At 72.7% G+C, this 24,945-nt stretch carries 27 protein-coding genes; 17 read left to right on the forward strand and 10 right to left on the reverse strand.

Going from position 1 to position 24,945, the window contains the following annotated elements:
- Nucleotides 1-44: 44 nt before the first annotated feature.
- Both sufU and DPM19_RS16605 read left to right on the forward strand, forming a co-directional pair.
- The gene (gene sufU / locus DPM19_RS16600) at nucleotides 45-503 is read left to right on the forward strand and encodes a Fe-S cluster assembly sulfur transfer protein SufU (protein ID WP_111868642.1); all 459 of its coding nucleotides are present in this window, start codon (nucleotides 45-47) and stop codon (nucleotides 501-503) included.
- On the forward strand, nucleotides 500-847 hold the full coding sequence (locus DPM19_RS16605; protein ID WP_111868645.1) for a metal-sulfur cluster assembly factor: 348 nt from the start codon (nucleotides 500-502) through the stop codon (nucleotides 845-847). The genes sufU and DPM19_RS16605 overlap by 4 nt, the downstream gene beginning before the upstream one ends.
- Nucleotides 848-900: 53 nt before the next feature.
- Here the strand turns inward: DPM19_RS16605 and DPM19_RS16610 are convergent, their stop codons facing one another.
- The gene (locus tag DPM19_RS16610; RefSeq protein WP_111868647.1) at nucleotides 901-1,455 is read right to left on the reverse strand and encodes a hypothetical protein; all 555 of its coding nucleotides are present in this window, start codon (nucleotides 1,453-1,455) and stop codon (nucleotides 901-903) included.
- A 170-nt stretch (nucleotides 1,456-1,625) separates the two neighbouring features.
- Here DPM19_RS16610 and DPM19_RS16615 point away from each other — a divergent pair, with 170 nt between their 5' ends.
- Nucleotides 1,626-2,816, forward strand: coding sequence for a sensor histidine kinase (locus DPM19_RS16615; protein ID WP_111868649.1), 1,191 nt, complete (start codon nucleotides 1,626-1,628; stop codon nucleotides 2,814-2,816).
- A complete protein-coding gene (locus DPM19_RS16620; RefSeq protein WP_111868651.1) occupies nucleotides 2,813-3,469 on the forward strand; it encodes a response regulator in 657 nt (218 codons plus the stop codon). Before DPM19_RS16615 ends, DPM19_RS16620 begins: the two co-directional genes overlap by 4 nt.
- An 82-nt stretch (nucleotides 3,470-3,551) precedes the next feature.
- Here DPM19_RS16620 and DPM19_RS16625 read toward each other — a convergent pair whose 3' ends face one another.
- On the reverse strand, nucleotides 3,552-4,685 hold the full coding sequence (locus tag DPM19_RS16625; RefSeq protein ID WP_233510213.1) for an EAL domain-containing protein: 1,134 nt from the start codon (nucleotides 4,683-4,685) through the stop codon (nucleotides 3,552-3,554).
- Nucleotides 4,686-4,780: 95 nt separating this feature from the next.
- Entirely contained in the window at nucleotides 4,781-5,173 is a 393-nt protein-coding gene (locus tag DPM19_RS16630) for an ABC transporter permease (RefSeq protein WP_111868654.1), read from the reverse strand.
- 166 nt (nucleotides 5,174-5,339) lie between these two features.
- On the opposite strand from DPM19_RS16630, the gene DPM19_RS16635 reads away from it, so the two are divergent.
- Genes DPM19_RS16635 through DPM19_RS16645 form a run of 3 tightly spaced genes read left to right on the forward strand, consistent with a single transcriptional unit; the run spans nucleotide 5,340 to nucleotide 7,382 of the window.
- Nucleotides 5,340-5,978: an AIM24 family protein gene (locus tag DPM19_RS16635; protein ID WP_233510214.1), complete on the forward strand. Its 639-nt coding sequence runs from the start codon at nucleotides 5,340-5,342 to the stop codon at nucleotides 5,976-5,978.
- Nucleotides 5,978-6,628 (forward strand): AIM24 family protein, encoded by a 651-nt coding sequence (locus tag DPM19_RS16640; protein WP_111868660.1) that lies wholly within the window; start codon nucleotides 5,978-5,980, stop codon nucleotides 6,626-6,628. The genes DPM19_RS16635 and DPM19_RS16640 overlap by 1 nt, the downstream gene beginning before the upstream one ends.
- A gap of 10 nt (nucleotides 6,629-6,638) precedes the next feature.
- Nucleotides 6,639-7,382, forward strand: a complete 744-nt coding sequence (locus DPM19_RS16645) for an AIM24 family protein (RefSeq protein WP_111869073.1) — start codon at nucleotides 6,639-6,641, stop codon at nucleotides 7,380-7,382.
- On the opposite strand, the gene DPM19_RS16650 is transcribed toward DPM19_RS16645, so the two are convergent.
- Entirely contained in the window at nucleotides 7,379-8,191 is an 813-nt protein-coding gene (locus DPM19_RS16650; RefSeq protein WP_111868662.1) for a VOC family protein, read from the reverse strand. The two genes, DPM19_RS16645 and DPM19_RS16650, sit on opposite strands and share 4 nt — an antisense overlap.
- A gap of 206 nt (nucleotides 8,192-8,397) precedes the next feature.
- On the opposite strand from DPM19_RS16650, the gene DPM19_RS16655 reads away from it, so the two are divergent.
- From DPM19_RS16655 to DPM19_RS35280, 5 genes are all read left to right on the forward strand, one after another.
- The gene (locus DPM19_RS16655) at nucleotides 8,398-9,996 is read left to right on the forward strand and encodes an ABC-F family ATP-binding cassette domain-containing protein (RefSeq protein ID WP_111869074.1); all 1,599 of its coding nucleotides are present in this window, start codon (nucleotides 8,398-8,400) and stop codon (nucleotides 9,994-9,996) included.
- Nucleotides 9,997-10,111: 115 nt separating this feature from the next.
- Complete coding sequence (locus DPM19_RS16660) at nucleotides 10,112-10,324, forward strand: helix-turn-helix domain-containing protein (protein WP_111868665.1); 213 nt, start codon at nucleotides 10,112-10,114, stop codon at nucleotides 10,322-10,324.
- A 128-nt stretch (nucleotides 10,325-10,452) separates the two neighbouring features.
- On the forward strand, nucleotides 10,453-11,238 hold the full coding sequence (locus DPM19_RS16665) for an enoyl-CoA hydratase/isomerase family protein (RefSeq protein WP_111868668.1): 786 nt from the start codon (nucleotides 10,453-10,455) through the stop codon (nucleotides 11,236-11,238).
- 109 nt (nucleotides 11,239-11,347) lie between these two features.
- The gene (locus tag DPM19_RS16670; protein ID WP_407642549.1) at nucleotides 11,348-13,309 is read left to right on the forward strand and encodes an ABC transporter ATP-binding protein; all 1,962 of its coding nucleotides are present in this window, start codon (nucleotides 11,348-11,350) and stop codon (nucleotides 13,307-13,309) included.
- 148 nt (nucleotides 13,310-13,457) lie between these two features.
- Nucleotides 13,458-13,598, forward strand: a complete 141-nt coding sequence (locus DPM19_RS35280; RefSeq protein WP_158566804.1) for a hypothetical protein — start codon at nucleotides 13,458-13,460, stop codon at nucleotides 13,596-13,598.
- Nucleotides 13,599-13,616: 18 nt separating this feature from the next.
- Here DPM19_RS35280 and DPM19_RS16675 read toward each other — a convergent pair whose 3' ends face one another.
- A complete protein-coding gene (locus tag DPM19_RS16675) occupies nucleotides 13,617-14,567 on the reverse strand; it encodes a sulfotransferase family protein (RefSeq protein WP_111868671.1) in 951 nt (316 codons plus the stop codon).
- Nucleotides 14,568-14,698: 131 nt separating this feature from the next.
- On the opposite strand from DPM19_RS16675, the gene DPM19_RS16680 reads away from it, so the two are divergent.
- The 3 genes from DPM19_RS16680 to DPM19_RS16690 all read left to right on the forward strand — a co-directional run bounded on the left by DPM19_RS16680 (nucleotide 14,699) and on the right by DPM19_RS16690 (nucleotide 17,475).
- Nucleotides 14,699-15,478 (forward strand): SIR2 family NAD-dependent protein deacylase, encoded by a 780-nt coding sequence (locus DPM19_RS16680; RefSeq protein ID WP_111868674.1) that lies wholly within the window; start codon nucleotides 14,699-14,701, stop codon nucleotides 15,476-15,478.
- Nucleotides 15,479-15,625: 147 nt separating this feature from the next.
- Nucleotides 15,626-16,612: a S66 peptidase family protein gene (locus tag DPM19_RS16685; RefSeq protein WP_111868677.1), complete on the forward strand. Its 987-nt coding sequence runs from the start codon at nucleotides 15,626-15,628 to the stop codon at nucleotides 16,610-16,612.
- Nucleotides 16,609-17,475, forward strand: coding sequence for a hypothetical protein (locus DPM19_RS16690; protein WP_111868679.1), 867 nt, complete (start codon nucleotides 16,609-16,611; stop codon nucleotides 17,473-17,475). Before DPM19_RS16685 ends, DPM19_RS16690 begins: the two co-directional genes overlap by 4 nt.
- A gap of 4 nt (nucleotides 17,476-17,479) precedes the next feature.
- Here DPM19_RS16690 and DPM19_RS16695 read toward each other — a convergent pair whose 3' ends face one another.
- Complete coding sequence (locus DPM19_RS16695) at nucleotides 17,480-19,270, reverse strand: glycoside hydrolase family 15 protein (RefSeq protein WP_111868682.1); 1,791 nt, start codon at nucleotides 19,268-19,270, stop codon at nucleotides 17,480-17,482.
- 241 nt (nucleotides 19,271-19,511) lie between these two features.
- Between DPM19_RS16695 and DPM19_RS16700 the strand changes: the two genes are divergently transcribed.
- Nucleotides 19,512-19,940, forward strand: coding sequence for a CBS domain-containing protein (locus DPM19_RS16700; protein WP_111868685.1), 429 nt, complete (start codon nucleotides 19,512-19,514; stop codon nucleotides 19,938-19,940).
- Between the two features lie 33 nt (nucleotides 19,941-19,973).
- Here DPM19_RS16700 and yczR read toward each other — a convergent pair whose 3' ends face one another.
- Nucleotides 19,974-21,404 (reverse strand): MocR-like transcription factor YczR, encoded by a 1,431-nt coding sequence (gene yczR / locus DPM19_RS16705; RefSeq protein WP_111868688.1) that lies wholly within the window; start codon nucleotides 21,402-21,404, stop codon nucleotides 19,974-19,976.
- 59 nt (nucleotides 21,405-21,463) lie between these two features.
- On the opposite strand from yczR, the gene yczE reads away from it, so the two are divergent.
- Nucleotides 21,464-22,207, forward strand: coding sequence for a membrane protein YczE (gene yczE, locus DPM19_RS16710; protein ID WP_325050249.1), 744 nt, complete (start codon nucleotides 21,464-21,466; stop codon nucleotides 22,205-22,207).
- On the opposite strand, the gene DPM19_RS16715 is transcribed toward yczE, so the two are convergent.
- The 3 genes from DPM19_RS16715 to fdhD all read right to left on the reverse strand — a co-directional run bounded on the left by DPM19_RS16715 (nucleotide 22,112) and on the right by fdhD (nucleotide 24,940).
- Nucleotides 22,112-22,960: an alpha/beta fold hydrolase gene (locus DPM19_RS16715; protein ID WP_111868691.1), complete on the reverse strand. Its 849-nt coding sequence runs from the start codon at nucleotides 22,958-22,960 to the stop codon at nucleotides 22,112-22,114. The genes yczE and DPM19_RS16715 overlap by 96 nt on opposite strands.
- Before the next feature lie 65 nt (nucleotides 22,961-23,025).
- Nucleotides 23,026-23,961 carry a metal-dependent hydrolase gene (locus tag DPM19_RS16720; RefSeq protein WP_111868694.1) on the reverse strand — a complete coding sequence of 312 codons (936 nt, stop codon included), beginning with the start codon at nucleotides 23,959-23,961 and terminating at the stop codon, nucleotides 23,026-23,028.
- 166 nt (nucleotides 23,962-24,127) lie between these two features.
- Nucleotides 24,128-24,940, reverse strand: coding sequence for a formate dehydrogenase accessory sulfurtransferase FdhD (gene fdhD, locus DPM19_RS16725; protein ID WP_199485129.1), 813 nt, complete (start codon nucleotides 24,938-24,940; stop codon nucleotides 24,128-24,130).
- Nucleotides 24,941-24,945: the final 5 nt, after the last annotated feature.

Consider the following 24,945-nt stretch of genomic DNA (forward strand, 5'->3'; position numbering starts at 1 on the left):
GCACGGAACACGGATGTGAGAGAACCCGGTCGAAGGAAGGGCCCATGCAGCTCGAGTCCATGTACCAGGAGGTCATCCTGGACCACTACCGCAACCCCCAGCACAAGGGGCTGCGGGAGCCGTACGAGGCCGAGGTGCATCACGTCAACCCGACCTGCGGCGACGAGGTGACGCTGCGGGTGCATCTGGCCGGCTCCGGCGACGAGACGCTGGTCCAGGACGTGTCCTACGACTCGATGGGCTGTTCGATCAGCCAGGCGAGCGCTTCGGTGATGGCCGACCTGATCATCGGTAAGACGGTCAAGGAGGCCATGGTCGTCGGGGACGAGTTCCTGGCCCTGATGCAGTCGCGCGGCCAGGCCGAGCCCGACGAGGACCTCCTGGAGGACGCGGTGGCCTTCGCCGGCGTCTCCAAGTATCCCGCCCGCATCAAGTGCGCCCTGCTCGCCTGGATGGCGTGGAAGGACGCGACCGCCCGAGCACTGGAGGCTGACCCCCGATGAGCGAGACCGACAACCAGGCTCCCGAGACCGGCGCCGCGACGGTCCCCGACGAGGAGATCATGGAGGCGCTGAAGGACGTCGTCGACCCCGAACTGGGCATCAACGTCGTCGACCTTGGCCTGGTCTACGGCGTCGACACCACCGATGGCATCGCCACTCTCGACATGACGCTGACCAGCGCGGCCTGCCCCCTCACCGACGTGATCGAGGACCAGGCGCACAGCGCGCTGGACGGGCTGGTCAAGGACGTCAAGATCAACTGGGTCTGGCTGCCGCCGTGGGGCCCCGACAAGATCAGCGAGGAGGGGCGCGAGCAACTGCGCGCCCTCGGCTTCAACGTCTGAGCTCCGCCCGGCGGCGGGCCGCGCGGCCCGCCGCCGGGCGATGCTCGGGTCTTTCAGGACTCGACGTGCTCCGGCCGCTTCGGCCGCTTCGGCCAGATCGTGTAGGTGATCGGCCACAGCGACCAGATGCCCAGGACCACCGACAGCCGGACCAGCCACCAGTTCAGCGCCTCGGTTCGGTCGCCGTCGCCGACCATCGCGATCGCGCCGAGCAGCAGGGCGCAGCTCACCGCCCACGCGATCGCCGCCTTGCCGAACTCCCGCCACTCGTACCGGGCCCGGGCCATCCCGTACTTCGGCGGCCGGGGCGGCACCGGCCCGCCCGCGAAGCGGTGCGCGAACCGGGCGTCCGCCCACGTGATCACGCTGTGCCCGAACGCCACCGAGAAGCCGATGTAAGCGGCGGCGAGCCCGTGCGCGAACCCGGCCGTGGTGCCGCCGCGCAGGTCGATCACCGAAGCGGCGAGCAGGACGAGGTCGACCAGCGGAACGCAGACCAGCAGGACGTTGCTGGTCCGGCGCCAGCGCAGCAGGTACCGGGCGGCCAGCCCGGCGAGCAGCACCACCCAGAAACCGATCTCACATCCGACGATCACCGCGAGCAGCATCCCCGCCCACCTCCCCGGTCCGGGCCTTCCGTCATGCGATATGTCCATCCTCGGGCGCCGCCAGCGGGTTCTCCTCGGCGGAGGTGATGAACCCTCGGGTCTTCCGATGGATGTACGGGGTCCGCTTCCAGGCGGGTCCGGATCCGCCGGGAAGGTGCTGAGATGGTGCCGTGCGATTCACCACCCGCCAGGACGCGCTGCTGGCCGGCGCCGCGCTGGCCGGCGCGCTGACGCTGCTCGCGTCGCGCGGGTACGCGATCTGGGACTCCGAGTGGGACCCCGGCCGGGGCTGGCGGGCGCTGCCGCTGCTCGGGCTGTCGGCGGCCCTGCTCTTCCGGCGGACCGCCCCGCTGCTCGGCCTGGCGATCGCCGTGCCCGCCGGCCTCGCCGACCTGTTCATGGGGCCGAACTACGCCAGCTTGGTGATCTTCCCCGACGCGCTCTACGCCACCGCCCTGTACGGCCCGCGGCGGGCGGCCGAGGTGCTGCTGGGCGTGACGGTGTCGGTGAGCGCACTGCTGCTCGGCGGGGCCGCGCTGCTGGCGGGCGACCTGGCGGCGGGCGTCATCACGGCCGCGCTGGCCGGGATCCTGTGGGTGACGCCGGTGCTGACGGCCATGGTGGTCCGGGAGCACCGGAACCGGGCCGAGGCCGAACGGCAGCGGGCCGAACAGGTGGCCCGGCTGGCCGAACTCGACCGCCTCGCCGCGATCACCGCCGAGCGCGCCCGGATGGCCCGCGAACTGCACGACGTCGTGGCCAACCATCTCAGCGCCGTGGCGTTGCACTCGTCGGCGGTGCTCAAGCTGCCGGATCTGGCCGCGGCCGACGTCCGGCGCTCCCTGGCCGTGATCAGGGAGAACAGCGTGCAGGGACTGACCGAGATGCGCCGCATGATCGGCCTGCTCCGCGAGGGCGGCACGGACGATCCCGCGACCCCCCGGCTGGCGGACCTCGGCCGGTTGGTCGAGCAGGCCGTCCGGCCCGACCTGCCGGTCACGCTGGCGCCCCGCGGAGATCCGCTGGAACTCCCGATCGCGGTGGAGCTGGCGGCCTACCGGATCGTGCAGGAGTCGCTGACCAACATGCTCAAGCACGCCGGCCCCGGCCGGGCCGAGGTGGCGCTGGAGTACCGGCCGGACGGGGTGGCGATCGAGGTGCACAGCCCGCTCGCGGCGGACGGGGCGGGTGGCTCCGGCCTGCCGGGCTCCGGCAGCGGGCTGATCGGTATGCGGGAGCGGGCCACCCTGCTCGGCGGCGACTTCACCGCCGGCCCGGACGGGCGGATCTGGCGGGTGACGGCGTGGCTGCCACTGGACGGTGCGGCCGGCGGGGACGGCGGGAAGGGACAGGACTTGTGATCAGGGTGCTGGTGGCCGACGACCAGTCCGCGGTGCGGGCGGGGCTGGTGCTCATCCTCGGGGCGGCACCCGGGATCGAGGTGGCCGGCGAGGCCGCCGACGGCGTCCAGGCGGTCGCGCTGGCCCGGGACCTGCGCCCCGACGTGGTGCTGATGGACGTCCGGATGCCCCGGCTGGACGGGATCTCCGCCACCCGTGAACTCGCCGGCGTCGCCGACGTGCTCGTCCTGACGACGTTCGACACCGACGAGTACGTGTTCGGCGCGCTGCGGGCCGGAGCCGCGGGATTCCTGCTCAAGGACGTGGACGCGGACCGGCTGATCGAGGCGGTGCGGACGGTGGCCGCCGGAGAGGGGATCATCGCGCCCGCGGTGACCCGGCGGCTGATCGACGCGTTCGCCGCCGGCCCGCGGGAGCCGGCCGGGCCGCCGCCGGATCCGGGGGAGCTCACTCCCCGCGAGCGCCAGGTGTTCGCCTGCCTCGGCGAGGGTCTGTCCAACGGTGAGATCGCGGCCCGGCTGGACATGGCCGAGACCACCGCGAAGACCCATGTCAGCCGCATCCTGGCCAAGCTGGGGCTGCGCAGCCGGGTGCAGGCGGCCATCCTGGCGCGGGAACTGGGCGCGACCGGCCCGCGGGAGACGCGGCCCTGAGGCCCTGGGAGGCGCAGGGAGACCAGGAGAAGGCCCGGGGAGGGGGAGGTGTCCGGGGAGGCCCGGGGAGGCCCGGGGAGGCTCAGCGCGCCAGGCTGCGGATGAGGTCGCCGACCCGGACGACGCCGATGCAACGCCCGATCTCGTCGGTCACCACCAGGTCGTCGTAGACGCGCTCGTGCTCCCGCCCGGCGGCGCGCAGCGCCGCGATGGCCGGCACCGTCTTGGGCACCAGCCGGGGCGGGTCGGCCAGCCGCGCGGCGGGCTTGTGCGCGTGCAGCGCGTGCCCGTACGCCCCCGACAGGCGCAGCAGGAACCGGGTGCGGTCGACGCTGTACCGGGGCCGCTGGTGGTCGTCGACCAGCACCACGCTGCTGGTGCCGGTCTCGGTGTTGAACACGGTGAGGACGTCGTCGGCGGTGGCCTGCAGCGGCAGCGTGACGGCCGGCAGCGTGAATTCGGTGACCCGCGGGCCCAGGTTGTCCTCGCGCCGGGCCTGCGGGGCGTCGGCCTCGGCGACGACGGGTACGGTCACCCGCATGCCCGGACGCCATTCCGGCGGAGCCAGCGCCCGTCCCTGTACCAGTCGCACGCCCAGTCCGCGCAGGTGGAGCACCTGCTCCTCGGTGGCGAGGCCGGGGGCGAGCACGTGGGTGCCGATGCGCCGGGTGAGCCCGACCAGCGCCTCGACCAGCGCCGAGCAGCGTGGGTCGGTCGCGGCCCGGCGGGCGAGTTCCGGGTCGAGCTTCACCAGGTACGGCGTTCCCTCGATCAGCAGGTCGAGGGGCGCGTGCGCGGCGCCCAGCCCGGCGAAACCGACCAGGTAGCCCGCACCGCGCAGCCCGTGCAGGGCGGCGCGGACCGCGGGCCGTAGCGCCGGTGGGAAGCCGCCGGTCACGCAGACGATGACCTCGCCCGGCCGGCGGCCCACCCCGACCAGCCCGTGATGCAGGCGGGTGAGGACGTCCTGCCCTTGGGCCGCGGTCTCGGCGCGCAACGTGATCTGCAGCGGAAGTGGTGTTTTCGCGGCGGCGGTGGCTTCGGCGGCGGCCAGTGCCCGCCGCACGTCTTCGGCCGCCGGGTCGACGCGCACCCGTACGTCCCCGTCGACCGGGGGCCCCGAGTGCGTCTCGACCGCCACGACCGTCCCGGTGTCGAGGTCGACCACCGGGTGGAACATCGCCTGCGCGGGGAGCAGGGCGTCAAGGACGGACACGACGGCATCATCGCGCCCTGACCTCGACGAATCCATTGATGTCAGGACAAGTTCACAGACAGTTTGCCAAGCTCATGCGGGGTGTCGCCGCCGGATCACGGTCCGTCCGGTGACAGGGCCGATGACAGGACGTAAGCGAGCGCGGCCACCCCGAGCGGCCACGCGTACGGCAGTATCTCGGCTCCGCGCAGCCCCTGGACGACGACGGCCGCCACCAGCGCCCCGATCACCGCGTCACCGGCCACCGCGGCGGCGCGCACCTGGGTGCGTGACCGGCCGCCGCCGAAGGAGTCGCCGTACGACGAGCCCCCTTCGGTCCGCCGGAAGGCGAGGTGCAGGGCGTACCCGGCGAGGACGGCCAGGCAGACCAGCCCGGTGGTGCCCTGGCCGCGCATGGTCAGCAGTACCGCGGCGGCCACGCCGGCGGTGAGAGCGAGGGCGGGTACGGCCCAGCGCGTGGCACTGCGGCGTTCCGGCGCGATCCACATGCTCCCCATCTTGTCCGATCAGGCCCCGCCGAATCACTACCATGCACTCCGTACGGCGAAATACGGTCAGGCGTTTACCCGCGGCGGCGGCAACGGAGCACGGCTGTGGGCCGTTCATGTCCGTTTGATCGACTACCGAGCCCGCGGACCAGTATCTTGACGGCTTGTGGCTCAGTTTCGGATGAACGGCTCGAAGATGCTCGCGGTCGATATGGCCGGCGAGACCATCCGCGCGCTGAACGGATCCATGGTCGCCTACGAGGGCCAGATGACCTTCAAACGCCAGGGCATGACCGGTGGCGAGGGGTTGCGCGGTGCGATCCGGCGCAGGGTCGCCGGCGAGAGCATCACCCTGATGGAGGTCACCGGGCACGGCACGGTCTACCTCGCCCAGGAGGCCACCGAGGTGACCCTCGTCCAGTTGGCCGGCGACACCCTCTTCGTGGAGTCCGACAGCCTGCTGGCCCTCGACGGCCAGTTGCAGACCGGCGTGCAGTTCATCGGGCTGCGCGGCATGGGCACCGGGCAGGGGCTGGCGACCACCAAGGTGGAGGGGTACGGCACGGTTGCGCTCCTCTCCGACGGGCCGGCCATCGCCCTGGAGGTCACGCCCGGCGTGCCGCTGTGCGTCGACCCGCACGCCTACGTGGGCCACCGCGGGCAGCTCCAGCAGGACATCGTGACCGACGTCAACTGGCGGACGGTCATGGGGCAGGGCTCCGGCGAGAGCGTGCAGTTCCGGTACCAGGGCCATGGGCTGGTGTACGTCCAGCCGGCCGAGCGCGGCGGGATGTTGGAGATCTGATGCCGGGATACAGCCCCATCAACAAGAAGATGATCCAGGTGCCGGTCGGGCCCGGCAGCGAGGTGTTCAGCAAGCGCGGCGCCATGCTCGCCTATGTCGGCCGGGTCTCCTTCGAGCCCACCGCGACCGCGGGCCAGGGCATCGGCGGCGCCCTCGGCCGGGCCATGGCGGGCGAGCACGCGCCGATGATGCGCGTTACCGGGCAGGGCAGCGTCATGTTCGGGCACGGCGGCATGGAGGTCTCCGTCGTCGACCTCGCCGGCGACCAGCTGTTCGTCGAGGCCGACCGGTTGCTCGTCCACGACGCGAGCCTGCAGGTCGGCACGATGTTCATGGGCGAGCAGGGCGGCCTGAGCGGGATGGTCCGCGGCCAGGTGACCGGGCAGGGCCTGTTCACCTCCACGCTCAGCGGACACGGCTCGGTGGCCCTGCTGTCACACGGCGGCGTCATCGAGCTGCCGATCAGCCCGCAGCGCCCCGTGCACGTCGATCCGCAGGCGTACGTGGCGCACCGCGGCCAGGTGCAGAACAAGCTGAGCACCGCGCTGGGCTGGCGCGACATGATGGGCCGGGGCTCCGGCGAGGCCTTCCAGCTCGAACTGAGCGGCAGCGGCGTCGTCTACGTCCAGGCCAGCGAGAGGAAGATCTGAGGCCGTGAGCATGCAGACGTTCAACCCGGCGACCCTTCCGGCCAACGACAACGTGAACCCCTACGCCTTCTGCGTGGACCTCAACGGCCAGTGGTTCACCCAGAAGGGCAAGATGATCGCCTACTACGGGCAGATCAGGTTCGAGGCGCTGTCGGCCGGCCCGCTGGACCAGCTGGTCGCGGCCAGCTTCCACTCGCCGCTGTACGCGCACGACTGGATCGTGGCCCAGGGGCAGGGCAAGCTGCTGTTGGCCGACCGGGCCTTCGACGTCAACTCCTACGACCTCGACGCGGGCAACCTCACCATCCGGGCGGCCAACCTGCTGGCCTTCGAGCCCGGTCTGGAGCTCAAGCAGTCGATCATCCCCGGGTTCCTCACGCTGATCGGCACGGGCCGGTTCGTGGCCGCCTCCAACGGCCCGGTGCACTTCGTCGAGCCGCCGATCCGGGTGGACCCGCAGGCGCTGCTGGGCTGGGCCGACTGCCCCTCGCCCTGCCACCACTACGACCACTCGTACATGCGGGGGGTGCTCGGCGCCGCCCGCATGCTGTTCGGCGTCGGCGGCTCGTCGGGCGAGGAGCACCAGTTCGACTTCACCGGGCAGGGGACGGTGCTCCTGCAGTCCTCCGAGGTGGTCGCCGACTCCGACACGATGCTGCGGGATCTGGAGGGGCAGATCTCCTCGCTCGGCGCGCCCGGCCTGACCCGCCTGCAGAGCGTGATCAGCCAGCGGCTCGCCGCGGAGCGGAGCTAGCGCGGCGGCATGCCGTGCAGGTGCTGGACGACCGAGAAGTTCGCGTCGAACGGGTCGGACAGGACGGCCAGCCGGCCGTACGGGCTGTCCCACGGCCCGCGCACCACCGCCCCGTCGCGCTCGACGGCGATGCGCATCGCGGCGTCGAGGTCGGTGACCTCGAAGTAGATCGTCCAGCGGGACTGGACGGTGTCCGGGACGAGGTGCAGTCCGGCGACGGGAACCCCTCCGTCGAGAAACGTCCAATAGTCCAGGTCGAGGGCGCCCGCCGGCAGTTCCAGCGGCGTGGTGACGTAGCCGAACACGGAGGTGTAGAACCCGCGTGCGGCGGCGGTGTCGTGGATGAGCAGCTCGAACCAGGAGGCGGTGCCCGGGCCGGCCCCGGTCTGCACGCCGAGGCGGGTGCGGCCCTGCCACAGCCCGAATTCCGCCCCGACGGAGTCGACCAGGATCGCCGACCGGCCCAGGTCGGCCAGGTCCGCCGGCTCCGCGGCGACGAGGCCGCCCGCCCGGACGGTGCGCTCGACGGTCCGGTCGCACTCCTCGACGGCGAAGTACACGTTCCACCAGCCCTCGGTGACGTCCGGTTCGGGATGCTGGGTGATGCTCGCCACCCACTGCCCGCGGTTCAGGAACGACCCGTGTACGCCCAGGTGCACATCGTGCAGGATCTTGAGCTCCTCGTACTCCCAGCCGAACAGCGCGCCGTAGAACTCCTGGCCGAGCGACAGGTCGGGCACGGTGAGCTTCGGCCAGTTGGGCCGTCCGCGCACGGCTCCCAGACGCAGCCGTCCCCCGCCTTCGGTCATGGCCCTTCTCCCCGTCCCCGTCGTCCCCTTTTTGGTGTCCTGCCCGGGTACGCCCGCTCCACGCATGCCGGCCCGCCCGCCGCGGGCCCGTACACTGATCGCATGCTCCCGGACTGACAGGCGCCCACAGCGCCCTGCGGCGGCCCCGCCCGACGCGCCTCGCCTGTCCGGACCGACGAACCCCTCCTCCCGTGGAGCCCGCCACCGTGATCATTGCCACTGACGTAGAGCTGCGCGCCGGTTCCCGGCTGCTGATCGAGGGAGCCGCCTTCCGGGTCAACCCCGGCGACCGGGTCGGCCTCGTCGGCCGTAACGGGGCGGGCAAGACCACCCTGACCAAGGTGCTGGCCGGTGAGGCCCAGCCGACGGCCGGTGCCGTGACCCGCTCGGGCACCATCGGCTACCTGCCGCAGGACCCGCGGACCGGGGACCTGGAGGTGCTGGCCCGCGACCGCATCCTGTCGGCCCGCGGGCTGGACGAGGTCATGCGCGACCTGCGCGCCGCCGAGGAGCTGATGGCCACCGCCACCGGTGACCGGCGAGACCGGGCGGTGCGCCGCTACGGCACCCTGGAGGACCGGTTGCACGTCCTCGGCGGCTATGCGGCCGAGGCGGAGGCCGCGTCGATCGCCTCCAGCCTGGGCCTGCCGGACCGGGTGCTGGGCCAGCCCCTGGCGACCCTGTCGGGCGGGCAGCGGCGCCGGGTGGAACTCGCCCGCATCCTGTTCTCAAGGGCCGACACGCTGCTGCTGGACGAGCCGACCAACCACCTCGACGCCGACTCCATCACCTGGTTGCGCGACTTCCTGCGCTCGCACCAGGGCGGCCTGGTGGTGATCAGCCACGATGTGGAGCTGCTGGACGCCGTGGTGAACCGGGTCTTCCACCTGGACGCCAACCGGTGCGTCATCGACCTCTACAACGTCGGCTGGAAGACCTACCTGGGCCAGCGTGAGACCGACGAGCGCCGTCGCAAGCGGGAGCACGCCAACGCACAGCGCCAGGCCGCCGCGCTGCTGTCACAGGCCGACAAGATGCGCGCCAAGGCCACCAAGGCGAAGGCCGCGCAGCAGATGGACCGCCGGGCCAGGCAACTGCTGGCCGGTGCCGAGGGAGCCCGGCAGGCCGACCGGGTGGCCAAGATCCGGTTCCCCGACCCGGCGCCGTGCGGCCGTACTCCGCTCACCGCAGAGGGTTTGTCGAAATCGTACGGATCTTTGGAGATTTTCACGGATGTCGACCTTGCGATCGACCGGGGCAGCCGGGTGGTTGTTTTGGGACTGAACGGCGCGGGGAAGACGACGCTCCTGCGCCTGCTGGGCGGCATCGACAAGCCCGACACGGGTGCGGTCGTGGCGGGACACGGACTGCGGTTGGGCTACTACGCCCAGGAGCACGAGACGCTCGACGTCGGCCGCACCGTGCTGGAGAACATGCGCTCGGCGGCCCCCGACCTGCCCGAGGTCGAGGTACGCAAGATCCTCGGCTCGTTCCTGTTCTCCGGCGACGACGTCGACAAGCCCGCGGGCGTGCTGTCGGGCGGGGAGAAGACCCGGCTGGCACTGGCCGCGCTGGTGGTCTCCAGCGCCAACGTGCTGCTGCTGGACGAGCCCACCAACAACCTCGACCCGGCCAGCCGTGAGGAGATCCTGGCGGCCCTGCGGACCTTCGCCGGAGCCATCGTTCTGGTGACGCACGATGAGGGTGCGGTGCAGGCGCTGCAACCGGAAAGAGTGATTTTGCTGCCGGATGGTGTTGAAGACATCTGGAGTGACGAGTTTGCCGATCTAGTGGCACTTGCGTGACCTGGCGGCCAAGGAAGCAGATCTTTTCTGGTGTAGTGGGTAGCCGATCCGGCGCGAATGACTGATCATGGGCGGGGATAACGCAGCGGTCACCACATCACTACGGGAGGTACTCGTGGCCGAGACCCTCAAGAAGGGCACCCGCGTGACCGGTGCCGAGCGCGACAAGCTGGCGGCGGAACTCAAGAAGAGGTACGACGACGGCGAGAGCATCCGCGCGCTGGCTGCCGCCACCGGACGTTCGTACGGCTTCATTCACCGCATCCTCACCGAGTCCGGCGTCAACCTGCGCGGGCGCGGCGGAGCGACCCGCGGCAAGAAGTCCTGACCGCCCCCGCCTGAGCGAAGCACCGCCCGGTTCGTCGGCGCGGCCGGCTCGGTAGGGTCGGGCGCGGCGGCGGGCCGGGCATATCGCCCAGGTCCGCGATGACGCCTGCGTAGCAGAGGAGGAGCGTCATGGCGGTGGAAGTGGCAGGGGATCTCGCGGCGGAACTCGCCGAGGGCGGGTTGCGGCTGGACGTCGACGGTGCCGTGGCGACGATCACGCTCGACCGGGCGGAGCGGCGTAACGCCATGACCTTCGCCACCTGGCGAGGGCTGGCCAGGATCGGCGCCGCCCTGCCCGGCGAGGTGCGCGTGGTGGTCGTGCGCGGTGCCGGGCCGAGCTTTTCGGCCGGCATCGACCTCAGCATGTTCCAGGGCGGCGGTACGGTCGGCCGCGGCGGAGACCGGGCGGAGACCGAGCGGTCCATCGCGGAGTTCCAGGAGGGCTACACCTGGCTGCGGCGGCCCGAGATCGTGTCGATCGCGGCCGTGCACGGGCATGCCATCGGGGCGGGTTTCCAACTCGCGCTCTCCTGCGACCTGCGGGTGATCGCCGACGACACGAAGTTCTGTATGAAGGAGCCGGCCCTCGGGCTGGTTCCCGACCTCACTGGCACCAAGCCGCTGGTCGACATCGTGGGCCTGCCGCGGGCCATCGAGATCTGCCTGACCGCGCGGACCGTGCACGCCGAGGAGGCGGCCCGGCTGGGGCTGGCCGAGACGGTCGTGCCGGCCGACCGGCTGGACGCCGCGGTGGCCGAGCTGACCACGGCGCTGCTGGCCGTGAACGCCGATGCCGCGGTGGCCACCAAACGGCTGCTGTGCGAGGCCCCCGGCAACACGCTGGAGCAGCAGATCGCGGCCGAGCGGCGCGAGCAGGTGGACCGGCTGCGGGCCCTGTTCGGCGCCGGCGGGTGAGCGGGTCCGTGCGCTGCCGGTGACCCGGCCTCCTCGTGCGGAATAACCCGCCCGCTTACATGATTACAGTTATGGAGCGGTTCGAGAGCGCGAGGAGGCCTCCGTGGCGATGCCGGGCATGCCGGGCAACGGCTGGCAGGTGATGGCGTCGTTCCGCCGCGACAGCTCCGTCACCCAGCAGAAGCTCAAGCCGGGGACGGCTCGGCGGATCGCCGGTTACGCCCGCCCGTACGTCCGCGAGCTGGTGCTGTTCCTCGGGCTGAACGCGCTCGCCGCGGCCATCGTCGTCGCCGGCCCGCTGCTGCTCAAGGCGATCATCGACCGGGGCGTACTGCCGGGCAGCGGCCGGGTGGTGGTCTGGCTGGCGCTCGCCGTGGCCGGCCTGGCGCTGGTGGAGGCCGTGCTGTCGCTGTTCCAGCGCTGGTACTCCGCCCGGATCGGCGAGGGGCTGATCTACGACCTGCGCACCCAGGTTTTCGACCACGTGCAGCGGATGCCGGTGGCGTTCTTCATGCGGGCGCAGACCGGCTCGCTCATCAGCCGGTTGAACAGCGACGTGATCGGGGCACAGCGTGCCCTCACCACCACGCTGTCCTCGGTGGTCTCCAACGTGATCAGCCTGATCCTGGTGCTCGTCGCGATGATCTGGCTGTCCTGGCAGGTCACGCTCATCGCCCTGGTGCTGCTGCCCATCTTCATCATCCCGGCCAAGTGGGTGGGCAAGCGGCTGCAGCGGGTCAGCCGCGAGCAGATGCAGCTCGACGCCGAGATGAGCTCGCTGATGACCGAGCGGTTCAACGTGGCCGGGGCGATGCTGGCCAAGCTCTACGGGCGGCCGCACGAGGAGTCGCGGGTCTTCTCCGACCGGGCCGGCCGGGTCCGCGACATCGGCGTGGTGGCCGCCATGTACGGCCGGGTCTTCTTCACCGCGCTGACCCTGGTGGCCGCGCTGGCCACCGCCATGGTCTACGGCGTCGGCGGCCTGCTGGTGGTGAACGGGAACTTCGAACTGGGCACGCTGGTGGCGCTGGCGGCCCTGCTCACCCGGATGTACGGGCCGCTGACGGCGCTGTCCAACGTGCAGGTGGACGTGATGACCGCGCTGGTGAGCTTCGACCGGGTCTTCGAGGTCCTCGACCTGAAGCCGATGGTCGCCGAGCGGCCGGGCGCCGAGCGGCTGCGCGGGACCGGCGGCGCGCCCGCGATCGAGTTCGACGACGTGACGTTCCGCTACCCGGCCGCCGAGGAGGTGTCGCTGGCGTCGCTGGAGTCGATCGCGCGCACCGACACCGCCCCGGCGCGCGAAGTGCTGCACGGGGTGGACTTCACCGTGGCCCCCGGCGAGATGGTCGCTCTGGTGGGGCCCTCCGGTGCGGGAAAGTCGACCATTACGCACCTGGTCTCGCGGCTCTACGACGTCACCGGGGGGACGGTCCGGATCGGCGGCCGGGACGTCCGGGACGTGACGCTCGCGTCGCTGCGGGACGAGGTCGGCGTGGTCACCCAGGACGCCCACCTCTACCACGACACGATCCGGGCGAACATGCTGTACGCCCGGCCCGACGCCACCGATGAGGAGATCCGCGCCGCGCTGCGGGCCGCCCAGATCGGGGACCTGGTGGACGCCATGCCCGACGGTCTCGACACGGTGGTGGGCGACCGCGGCTACCGGCTGTCCGGCGGCGAGAAGCAGCGGCTGGCGCTGGCCAGGCTGCTGCTCAAGGCGCCGTCGGTGGTCGTCCTGGACGAGGCCACGGCCCACCTGGACTCCGAGTCCGAGGCGGCCGTCCAGCACGCGCTGCGGACCGCGCTGGCCGGCCGGACCTCGCTGATCATCGCGCACCGGCTGTCCACCGTCCGGGAGGCCGACCAGATCCTGGTGGTGGCCGGCGGGCGGATCGTGGAGCGCGGCCGGCACGAGGACCTGCTGCTGGCCGGCGGGCTGTACGCGGAGCTGTACCGGACGCAGTTCGCCCCCCAGGCCGGCCGCGGGCGCGGCGGCTCCATGAACGTCGCGAACGGAGACGGGCCCGGCCAGGCGGCCGAGCCGCTGGGGGCCGACCGGCGCTGACCGGTTCGCCCGAAGATCCGCGGTTTTGCGGTGGGGGCCCGCCCGATGCGCTTTGCTTGGTGGCGCTCCGGCGGCAACCTGACGGCCACTCGCCGGCGTCACAGTGATCGTGGAGAGGACACGATTCCGGCGGGAGAGGTGAACGATCGTGCGTATGACCGTCAAGGGCGGGGTGGGCCGCTACACGATGATGTTCCTGGGAATCGGCGCGGCGGGCGTCGCCATCGGCTGGCTGAGCCCGGAGATGACGGCGATGACGGGAACGTTCCGCCGGCGCGCCGGCTCCTGACCCGGCGCGCGGGGCGGCTCAGCCGGAACCGCTGAGCTCGTAGCCCAGCCGGCGCAGTTCCGTCCCCGCGACTTTCTCGACCTGCCGGACCTGCCGGTGGGTCAGACGGTTGCGCCAGGCGCCCACCGGGCGCTCCCGGAGCTGTGGTCCACCGGCCCGCACCAGCCCGGTCAGCGCGGTTTTGGACAGGGACGTCCCCAGGTAGGCCGACACGTCGTCGATCACCTGGCGTGGCCGGGCGATCAGATCCTCGTAGCGCACCGTGTACAGCTGCTCGTCGGGGATCTGGGCGCGCAGCCGGGCGCTCAGCCGGACCGATCCGCGCCAGCGCAGCGCGCACTTGACCGCCGGCCCCGCGGCCGGCCAGCGGTTCCGCTCGGTGTGGTCCTCGACGCCGAAGAAGGGGTTGGGGAACACCTCGTCCAGGTTGGCGAACCCGGGCTTGAACCAGGCCAGGCAGCGTTCGTCCGCCAGCATGTCGGAGACCACGTCCCGCCCGTCGCGGATGACCTGGAGCAACTGGGCGTCGGGGAAGGCGTCCAGCAGCACGTCGGCGCTGTAGAGCAGGTCGGGGGAGGCGTCGGCGTACCGCAGGTCCCCGGTGGCGGTCTCGTCGGGTCCGGCGCAGGGGGCGGGGTCGGCGCCGGGCACCGGCTCCAGCCCGCCGGCCGTCCGGCACTCGGCGGGACATTCGGCGCAGCCGCGTGCGGTGATCTGCCAGGCCGAGGCGTAGGCGTCGCGCAGCACCCGGGCCGCCCCGCGCTCACGCTCCGTGGCGATCGAGGGGCGCCGGGCGAAGGCGTACGTCACCCGCAGCAGTCCGGGACGGCCCATCGTCAGATGGAATCCGGCGGACCGTTTGACGAGGCGGGCGAGCAGGTCCGTGCCGGAGTGGGGGGCTCCCAGGAGGAACACCGGCCGGCGGACCTTGGCGCCATTGATCACCAGGATGTGCGGCTTGGAACTCATAGATCTCCCCAGTGTGGCACCAGGCGCGGGGTGCCGGTGGCCGGGGCGCTCTCCGGTGATCAGGTGGTTATCAAGCAAAAAGCAGTGGATATGTCCGGGCGAAACAGGCGCGGATTGCCTAGCCTGAACCCATGGACGCGCCTCTGACGTTGAACGGGTGGCTGCCTCAGGCCGAGACGGTCACGGTCCTTACCGGGGCGGGCATCAGCACCGACAGCGGCATTCCGGACTTCCGTGGCCCGCAGGGCGTCTGGACCAAGGATCCGGCCGCCGCCGCGCTGTCGTCCATCGACTCCTACCTGGCCGATCCGGAGGTCCGGCGGCGCTCCTGGCGGGCCCGTCTCGACCACCCGGGGTGGGCCGCCGAGCCCAACCGGGGCCATGCCGCGTTGGTGGAACTGGAGCGGGCCGGCCGGCTGCGCGCGATCATCACCCAGAACATCGACGGGTTGCACCAGAGCGCCGGCTCGTCGCCTTCGGCGGTGATCGAGATCCATGGCACCATGCGCGACGCGATCTGCCTGTCCTGCGGGCTGCGCACGCCCATGCCCGAGGTGCTGGCCCGGGTCGGCGCGGGCGAGGAGGACCCGCCGTGCGTCTCCTGCGGCGGAATCCAGAAGTCCGCGACGATCTCGTTCGGGCAGGCGCTCGACCCCGACGTGCTCGCCGCCGCGATCGCCGCCGCCCGCTCGTGCGACCTGTTCCTGGCCGTGGGCACTTCGTTGACCGTGCAGCCCGCTGCGGGGCTGTGCCTGGAGGCGGTGGAGCACGGCGCCCGGCTGGTGATCATCAATGCCCAGCCGACGCCCTACGATCGGGTGGCCGACGCCGTGCTGCGCACGCCCATCGGCGAGGCTCTGCCCCGGCTGGTGAGCAGGGTGTGCGAGAAGACGGGCGGGGGAGCGCGCTGAGCCATCGGCCAAGTTACAAGCAGGGCCACGAGCAGGGTCACCGATGCGCATGTTGCAAAGCACACATGGCGGGGTCGCGGGCGGCAAGGTCTTCCGTTGGACGGGGAGTCCTGACAAGCTCTATCCGTTGCTAACGAGGAGGGGTGGATGAGCGGGGGCGCTCGGCACGCGGCCGGGGAGGGGCCGCGTGGTCCTGACGAGCCGGCGGGACGGGGGACGCGTCCGGTCCGTCCCAGACCCGGTGACCGGGTGGCGGTGGTCGCGCCCAGCGGCCCTGTCGATCCGGACCGGCTGGAGACCGGCTGCACGCTGCTTCGAGACCTGGGATTCGAGGTGGCCCTGGGGGAGCATGTTTTCGACCGGGCCGGCCTGGACGACGTCCCGGCGGACCAGGGCCGGCTGGCCGGGGCCGACACCGACCGCGCGGCGGACCTGCGGGCCGCCTGGTGCGATCCGGAGATCCGCGCCGTGGTCTGCGCCCGGGGCGGCTACGGCGCCACCCGGGTCCTCGCGCACCTCGACTGGGCGGCGCTCGCCGCGGCCGAGCCGAAGATCCTGCACGGTTCCAGCGACATCACCGCCCTGCACGCGGCCTTCGGAACGCGGCTGGGCGTCACGACCTCGTTCGGCCCCATGGTCGCCACCCCGTTCGCCGCCGACGACCCCGAGCGGGCCCGTGCGGCGCTGGCCGCCGCACTCCTGGGCGGCTCGGGGCCACTGCGCGGCACCCGGGCGATCCGCTCCGGCCGAGCCCGGGGGCCGCTCACCGGAGGCACGCTCTCGTTGCTGACGGCCCTGCTCGGCACTCCTTACGCGCCGGCCCCGGCCACCGGGGCCATCGCCGTCCTGGAGGACGTCGGCGAGGCGCCCTACCGGGTCGACCGGATGCTCGTCCAACTGCTCCAGGCCGGCTGGTTCGACGGGGTGGCCGGGGTGGCGCTGGGCACCTGGTCCGGCTGCGGCGACCAGGCCGAGCTCGACGCCGTCCTCGCCGCCCGGCTGGGCGGGCTGGGCGTACCGGTCCTGGCCGGGCTGCCGGTCGGGCACGGGTCCCGCCAGTCGACCGTGGAGCTGGGCGCCCCGGCCGAGCTCGACGCCGGCGCCGGAACGCTGACCCCGGGCGGTGCCGGATGAGCCGCGGTGACGACGGCGCGCTGGACTCGCTGGTGGTCCTGGTGGCCGAGAGCCTGGGGTACACCTGCCGGCGGGTGCCCGGCGACGTCATGCTGCTGGAAGGCATCACCCGGCTGCACGTGAGCATGCGCAACCTGCGGCAGCTCGCCCGGATGGTGCCGCGCGACGACTGGCCCGCCCTGGTCGCCGACCATGTGACCACCATCGTCACCGCGATCGAGGAGCCCCTCGATCTGAGCGACTTCGAGCTGGCGCAGCACCTGCTGCGCACCCGGATCTACCCCGCCGAGGCCGACAACGGGATCCTCGCGGCCCGGCCCTTCGCGCCCGGGCTGATCGAGGTCGTGGTGGTCGACACCCCCACCACCGTCCGTACCGTCACCGTCGACGAGATGGAGGACTGGCCGGTCTCGGGCGACGCGCTGTTCATCCTCGGCCGGGCGAACGTCCGGGCGGACGGGCCGCTCCAGGTCGAGGAGCAGGATCTCGGCGGCGTGCCGGTGGCGGTCCTGCACGGCTGGACCTTCTACGCGGTGACGCACCTGGCCTGGCTGGGGGAGTACCTCAACCTCGGCCCGGGCGGCGCGCTGGTGATCGCCCCCAGCCGCAGCCTCGTCGTCGCGTACCCGCTGCACGCCGGGACGCCCCGGCGGGAGGCGGCCCTCGCCGCCCGCGAGCTGCAGACCCAGGCGCGGTACGCCTACGAGGAGGGGCCGGGCTCGCTCAGCCCGCACCTGTTCTGGTGGCGGGGCGGCGAACTGGAGCTGCTGGAGATCGGCGTCGACGGCGACGCGACGGTGCTGCCCCGGGAGTTCGAGCGGGCCCTCACCGCGCTGGCGGCCGGCTCCTGGGACACTCCCTGAGCCGTCAGCCCCGGCGCCCCCAGGTCTGGTGCCCTTCGAGGTCGTAGGCGGTGTGGATGAGGGGGACGTGGCTGAACGCCTGCGGGAAGTTGCCGACCTGGCGCCCGGCCCGCAGGTCGTACTGCTCGGCGAGCAGCCCGACGTCGTTGCGCAGCGCCAGCACCCGCTCGAACAGCTCCTCGGCCTCGTCCCGGCGCCCGATCATGCGCAGCCCATCGGCCAGCCAGAAGGTGCAGGCCAGGAACGCGCCCTCCTCACCGGGCAGCCCGTCGGGGGTGACGCTCTGGTGGGTGGGATAGCGGCGGACGAGCCCGTCGAGGCACAGCTCCCGCTGGACCGCCTCGACGGTGCCCACCACCCGGGGGTCGGTGGGCGGCAGGAAGCCGACCTGCGGGATGAGCAGCAGCGCGGCGTCGAGCTCCTGCGACCCGTAGGACTGGGTGAACGTGCCGCGGACGGGGTCGAACCCCCGGTCGCACACCTCGCGGTGGATCCGGTTGCGGATCCGCTCCCAGTGGCCGACGGGCCCGGGCAGGTCGAACTCCCGCACCGTGCGGATCGCCCGGTCGAAGGCCACCCAGCACATCACCTTGGAGTGGACGAAGTGCCGGGAACCGCCGCGGACCTCCCACAGCCCCTCGTCGGGCTCGGCCCAGTGCCGCTCGACGAACCGCAGCAGCGCGTAGGACATCGACCAGACCTGCGGGGTGGGCCGCAGCCCGGCCCGGCGCGCCAGATAGAGGGAGTCGATGACCTCGCCGGGGACGTCGAGCTGGAGCTGCTCGGCGGCGGCGTTGCCGACCCGCACCGGCCGGGAGCCCTCGTACCCGGAGAGCCAGCTCACCTCCCACTCGGGCAGCCGCCGCTCCCCGGCGACCCCGTACATGATCTGGACGTCCTCGGGGTCACCGGCCACCGCGCGCACCAGCCACTGCCGCCACGCCTCGGCCTCGTCGGTGTACCCGCTGCGCAGCATCGCCTCCAGGGTCATCGTGGCGTCGCGCAGCCAGCAGTAGCGGTAGTCCCAGTTGCGTAGCCCGCCCAGTTCCTCCGGCAGCGAGGTGGTGGGGGCGGCCACGATGCCGCCGGTGGGGGCGTAGGTGAGCGCCTTCAGCGTGATCAGGGAGCGCCGTACGGCGTCGCCGTGCCGGCCGGTGTAGGTGCACGGCCGCATCCAGTCGTGCCACAGCCGCTCGGTCTCCTCCAGCGCCGCCATGGCGTCGACCGGGTCGGGCTCGGGCAGGTGGGAGGGGTGCCAGGTCAGCACGAACGGCACCCGCTCGCCCGCCCGCACGGTGAACTCGGAGACGTGCGCGAAGTCGCGGCCCTCGATCGGGGCGCCGCCGCGCAGCCAGATCGACTCGGGCCCGGCGATGCCGGCCACCTGGCCGTCGGACCGGCTCATCCAGGGGACGACGTTGCCGTAGTCGAACCGCGCCCGCAGTTCGAAGCACATCGGGACCTCACCGGACAGCCCCTCGACGATCCGCACCACGTCGGGCGCCTCGCCGCGGTGCGGCATGAAGTCCACCAGCCGGACGGTGCCGGCGGAGGTCTCCCACTCGGTCTCCAGGATCAGCGTGTCGCCGCGGTAGCGGCGCCGGGTGGCCCGGGGGTCGCCGATCCGCGGGCGGATCTGCCACCGGCCGTTGCTCTCGTCGCCGAGCAGGGCGGCGAAGAACGCCGGGGAGTCGAAGCGCGGAAAGCACAGCCAGTCGATGGAGCCGTCGAAGCCGACCAGCGCCGCGCTCTGCAGGTCGCCGATCAGCGCGTAGTCCTCGATGCGTCCTGGCATGTCTCTCCCCGCTCGTCGCCGATCCTACGTCGCGTCCGTGGGCGTGGCCGTGGTCCGGCGGATGGCGCTGTGGATGTACCCGCCTACGGCGGTCACCGCCGGCATGACATGCGGTGCGGTGTTCCCGATCTACGCTTTTTATGCCTTCGGTTGGGACAACGGATACGGTCGAGCTCTTTTCCGGGCAGGGCAAACGTGCGACTTTGGCAGGACACCCTTCCCCCGGATCGGAGCGTGATCCATGCGGATAAGCGACATACTGCGGAACAAGGGAAACACCGTGGCGACGGTGCGGCCTGATTCGACCGTACGCGACCTGCTTGCCACCCTGGCCGAGCACAACATCGGAGCCGTCGTCGTCTCTCCGGACGGCGCGGTGATCGCCGGCATCGCCTCCGAGCGGGACGTGGTGCGCCGGCTGCACGAGCGGGGCGCCGGGCTGCTCGACAGCCCCGTCTCGGAGATCATGACGGTCGAGGTCCGCACCGGTGGGCTCGACGACAAGGTCGACGGCTTGCGCCGCACCATGACCGAGCACCGGATCCGGCACCTGCCCATCCTGGCGGATGGCCGGCTGGCCGGCATCGTCAGCATCGGCGACGTGGTCAAGAGCGCGATCGACGAGCTGGAGACCGAACGCGAACACCTGGTCGGTTACCTGCACGGCTGACCGCGGACGCCCGACACCGGCGTCGGGCGACCGTTACACGTAGGCGGGCAGCGGGCGTGCCGCCGGCGCCGACTCCACCTCCCGGTAGGCGGCGGCCAGCCGTTCGACCGCGGTGCGCAGTGTCTCCGGTGGCAGCACGAACGGCAGCCGGAGGCGGTCCTCCAGCACGCCCTCGGTGCCGAACACCGGCCCCGGCATCACCCGGACTCCGTGCCGTAGTGCCGCCGCCGCCAGGTCGGTGGCCACCGGGGCGGGCAGCCGGACCCACAGGGACATCCCGCCCGCCGGGGCGGTGAACGTCCAGTCGGGCAGCAGCTCGCCCAGGGCCGCGGTCAGGGCGTCCCGGCCGCGGGTGAGCCACTCGACCCGCTCGGCGCGCACCTCGTCGATCCGGTGCAGCAACTCGTCGGTGATCAGCTGGTCGAGCACCGAGCTCGCGATGTCGAAGGACTCCCGGGCCAGGACCAGCCGCCGGACCAGCGGGGCGGTGGTCCGGATCCAGCCGATCCGCAGCCCGCCCCACAGCAGCTTGGCCGCCGAGCCCACGCAGATCACCCGGGCCGGGTCGTGGACCGCGAGCGGCCGGGGCACGCTCCCGGCCAGCGGGAGTTCGGTGAAGGTTTCGTCGGCGACGAGCAGGGCGTCGGCGTCCTGCGCGGCGGCCACCAGCGCGGCGCGCCCGGCGTCGTCCAGCAGCCGCCCGGTCGGGTTCTGGAAGTCGGGGATCACGTAGGCCACCCGGGCTGCGGCCTGACGCAGGCCGCTGCCGATCAGCTCGATGTCCCACCCGGCGTCGACGCCCACCGGGACCACCCGCGCCCCGCGCCGCCGCAGGGCGTCGAGCGCGTGCGGGTAGGTCGGCCGCTCGGCCAGCACGGCGTCGCCGGACTCCACCAGGACCTGGAACAGCAGCGTGCAGGCCTGCTGTGCCCCGCTGGTGATCACGATCTGGTCGGGCCGGGTGGGCAGCCCGCGCTCGGTGTAGCGGGCGGCGACGGTCGCGCGCAGCACGGCCAGCCCGGCGGGCTCGTAGCCGGGCCCCGCCTCGTACTCCGGCAGCCGGGCGACGGCCGCCGCGACCGCTTCGGGGAAGATCCGGGGCGCGCTGGGGGCGGCGCAGCCCAGGTCGATGACCTCCGACCCCGGCCAGGCGTGCGACATGCCGAACCGCGCGCCGGGGGGCACGGTTCCGGAGGGCAGGGCGGTCCAGCTGCCCGCGCCCTGCCGGCTCTCCACGAAGCCCTGGTCGCGCAGCCGGTCGTAGGCGGCGGTCACCGTGGTGCGGCTGACCCCCAGCGCCGCGGCGAGATCGCGCTCGGCCGGCAGCCGGACCCGTGCGGGCAGCCGGCCGTCGAGGACCAGCCGCCGGATCTCCCGGGCCAGCGCCGCGTAGTAGGGCCGCTCGTCCGGCGGGCCCGCCAGCAGGCGGGCGAGGTGCAGACCGCTGACGTACTGGGTGTTCATAAAGCCACTTTCTCCGATTGGTCCTTCTTTATCAAGCCAATGCTCTCCAGGATGGGGATATGACTCATCGCAAGCGGGCCATGGCTCTCGTCGTGCGCCGGCTGGTTCAGCTCTATGCCGGATTGGCCTTGTACGGGCTGGGCATCGCCCTGCAGATCACCTCCGGGCTGGGGAACGACCCCTGGGACGTCCTGCACCAGGGCCTGGCGCTGCGGTTCGGGCTGTCCATCGGCGCCTGGATCATCATCATGGGCGCCCTGGTCATGGTGCTGTGGATCCCGCTGCGGCAGCGGCCGGGGCTCGGCACGATCAGCAACGTCGTTCTGGTGGGCGTGTTCGCCGACCTGTTCCTGCACCTGCTGCCCGTCCCGGACGAGACGGCCGTCCGCTGGGGCTACCTGATCGGTGCGATCGTGGTGGGCGGGTTCGCCACCGGCTGCTACATCGGGGCGAACCACGGGCCGGGCCCCCGGGACGGCCTGATGACCGGCCTGGCGGCGCGCGGCCACTCGATCCGGGTGGTCCGCACCGCGATCGAACTCGGCGTGCTCGCGGTGGGGTGGCTGCTCGGCGGCACCGTGGGCGTCGGCACGGCGCTGTACGCGGTCGCGATCGGCCCGCTGGCGCACGTGTTCCTGCGCCTGCTGCACACCGATCCGGCCGAGGTCGAGCGGCTGTACGGCTCCGGCCGGGCGGCGGAACCCGCGCTACCGGCCGGCGCGGGCGGCGTGCTCGGCGATCCAGCCGGCAATGGGACCGGGACGGGTGCGCGGCGCCCAGTGCCCGACGTCGAGCCGGCGTAGCGTCAGGTCGGGGGCCCACTCGCGCAACCCGGTGACCAGGCGCGGCGAGACGAAGGCGTCCCGGAGCGGCACGATCACCTGGGTGGGCACCGCGGTGCGGCGCTCGCGCGGCGCCCCCAGCCGGTCGGCCATGTTCGCCCGGTAGAGGCCGAGACCGGCGACGGCGTCCCGGGCCAGGGCGGGGCCCCGGCCCGGCCGCAGCACCGGGGCGCACGCGCGGGCCAGCCCGCCCCGCCACAGCGCCTCGGGCAGGACCGGGATCCGGAAGAGGGGGATGTACCAGGACCGCACGAGCTGCCCGGCGGCCACCCGCGGGTCGCGCCGGTTCAGCCGCCCCACGTGGTCCAGGCAGGGGCCCGAGATCGAGGTGAACGAGGCGAACCGGTCCGGCATGGTGCAGACCGCCTCCCACGCCTGGATCGAGCCCCAGTCGTGCCCGGCCAGATGCACCGGGCCCGCCGCCACGGCGTCGAGCACCGCGCGCAGGTCGGCCATCAGGTGCTCGAAGGCGTAGGCCCGGGTGCCGGGCGGGTGCGCGGAGTCCCCCGCGCCCCGCACGTCGTAGCGCACCACGTGATGGTCGCGGGCCAGCAGACCGGCGACACCGTCCCAGACCGCGTGGGTGTCGGGGTAGCCGTGGACGAGCAGCACGGTGGGCCGGGCGGGGTCGCCCTGCTCGAAGACGGCCAGGTCGACGCCGTCACCGCGGACCCGACGGGGCCGCACCGCCACCTCGCTGGACGCTTCGGACATCCGGCCAACCAACCGCGCGGACGGGTCCAGTGTCAAGGCGCCGCAAGCCGGCCGGGCCCGGCCGGTCAGTACGGGTCGTAACCCGCGGCCAGCGCGGCCGGCGAGCGCGTCAGGTACGCCAGGGCCTGCGGGGTGGAGCACACCCGCGAGGGGTGGTGCCAGGGCCGCAGGTACACCAGCGCCTCGACGACCAGCAGCCGGAAGATCCCCGGGATGTGCCCCGCGCGCACCGACCGGCGGTAGGCCCGGTAGATCCGCCACGGCGCCATCCGCCCGCCGAGCGTCGGGTCCCGGCGGACCAGGTAGACGCTGCCGCCGACCAGCGCGTAGTACAGGAACGCCAGCGAGACCGCCCAGGCGGCCACCCGCATCAGGTACCCGCCACCGAGGTGCCGGTAGACGTCGAACACCACCGAGCGGTGCTCGACCTCCTCGGCGCCGTGCCAGCGCAGCAGGTCGAGCATGGTCGGGTCGGCCCCCGCCGCGTCCAGCCGGTCGTTGTCCAGGATCCACTGGCCCAGCACCGCGGTGTAGTGCTCGATCGCGGCCACCGCCCCGAGCTCGAACCGCAGCCGCCGCCGGTACTTGCGGGGCGCCCGGCAGGCCAGTTCGAGCATCGCCGCAGGCCGCTCCTCGTTGCCCCTGTCCGCGGCCCGGGTGATCGGCCTGACGTCGATGCCGTGCCGGTCCAGGAGCTCGTCGAGCACGCCCTGGTGCGAGCGGGCGTGCACCATCTCCTGGCCGATGAAACCCTGGATCTCCGCGCGCAGCCGGGCGTCCAGGACCTGGGGCAGTGCGTCCTTGACGCACTGGACGAACCAGCGCTCGCCGGCCGGCAGCACGGTGTGGAACGAGTTGACGACGTGGGTTCCGACGGGATCGCCCGGGATCCAGTGCAGCGGGGTCTTCTCCCAGTCGAACGAGACCCGGCGGGTCCTGATCGGGGGATGCCGTTCATCGATGTCGAACGCCCGGGCCGCACCGGCCTGCTGAGCCGCCATCGCCGTTCCCTTCCCGCAAGCGCGTTCTCCTCGGGTGGTGACCGGTCCTCCGTGCGCGACCGTCAGCCCCGTAGTGAAGCCCGGTACCGCGGGTACCGTCTTTGCGGCTTTCCCACAACCGGGAGAAACGGAATTCATCGCCGGGTGACAACCCGGGCGCGGCGGCTCAGGCCAGGAGGCGGTGGGCGCCCGCGTACACGTTCATCGAGTCGCCGCGCAGGAACCCGATCAGGGTGAGGCCCGCGGCCTCGGCCAGTTCGGCGGCCAGGGAGGAGGGCGCCGACACCGCGGCGAGCACGGGCACACCGGCCTGCACGGCCTTCTGGACCAGTTCGAACGAGGCCCGTCCGCTCACCATCAGCACCGTGCCGGCCAGCGGCAGCCGGTCCTCGCGCAGCGCCCAGCCCACGACCTTGTCCACCGCGTTGTGCCGGCCCACGTCCTCGCGGACCGCCAGCGCCCGGCCGGTGCCGTCGAACAGCCCGGCGGCGTGCAGCCCGCCGGTGCGGTCGAACGCCCGCTGCGCCGCCCGCAACGCGCCGGGCAGCCCGATCACCGTGCGCGGGTCGAGCCGTACGGGGTCGGCGCCCACGTCGAAGCGGGCGCGCCGCCGCAGCGCCTCGATGCTCTCCGTCCCGCACACCCCGCAGGCGCTGGTGACGGGGAAGGCGCGGGCCGGCACGGGTTCGGGCACGCCCTCGGCCAGCCGGACGTCGACCACGTTGTAGGTGTTCTCACCGCCGTCCGCGCAGTGGCGCATGGCGGCGAGGTCGGCGGGCCCGCCGATCGCGCCCTCGGCCGACAGGAAGCCCGCGACCAGGTCGAAGTCGTCGCCCGGGGTGCGCATGGTCACGGTCAGCGGCCGCCCGCCGATCCGGATCTCCAGTGGCTCCTCGACGGCCAGGGCGTCCGGCCGCCGGTCCGGCGCCCGGCCGGCCCGCAGCCGGAGCACCGGCCTGCGCACGGTGATCCGCCCCATGCCGC

The sequence above is a fragment of the Actinomadura craniellae genome (assembly GCF_003289645.1).
GTDB lineage: Bacteria > Actinomycetota > Actinomycetes > Streptosporangiales > Streptosporangiaceae > Actinomadura_D > Actinomadura_D craniellae.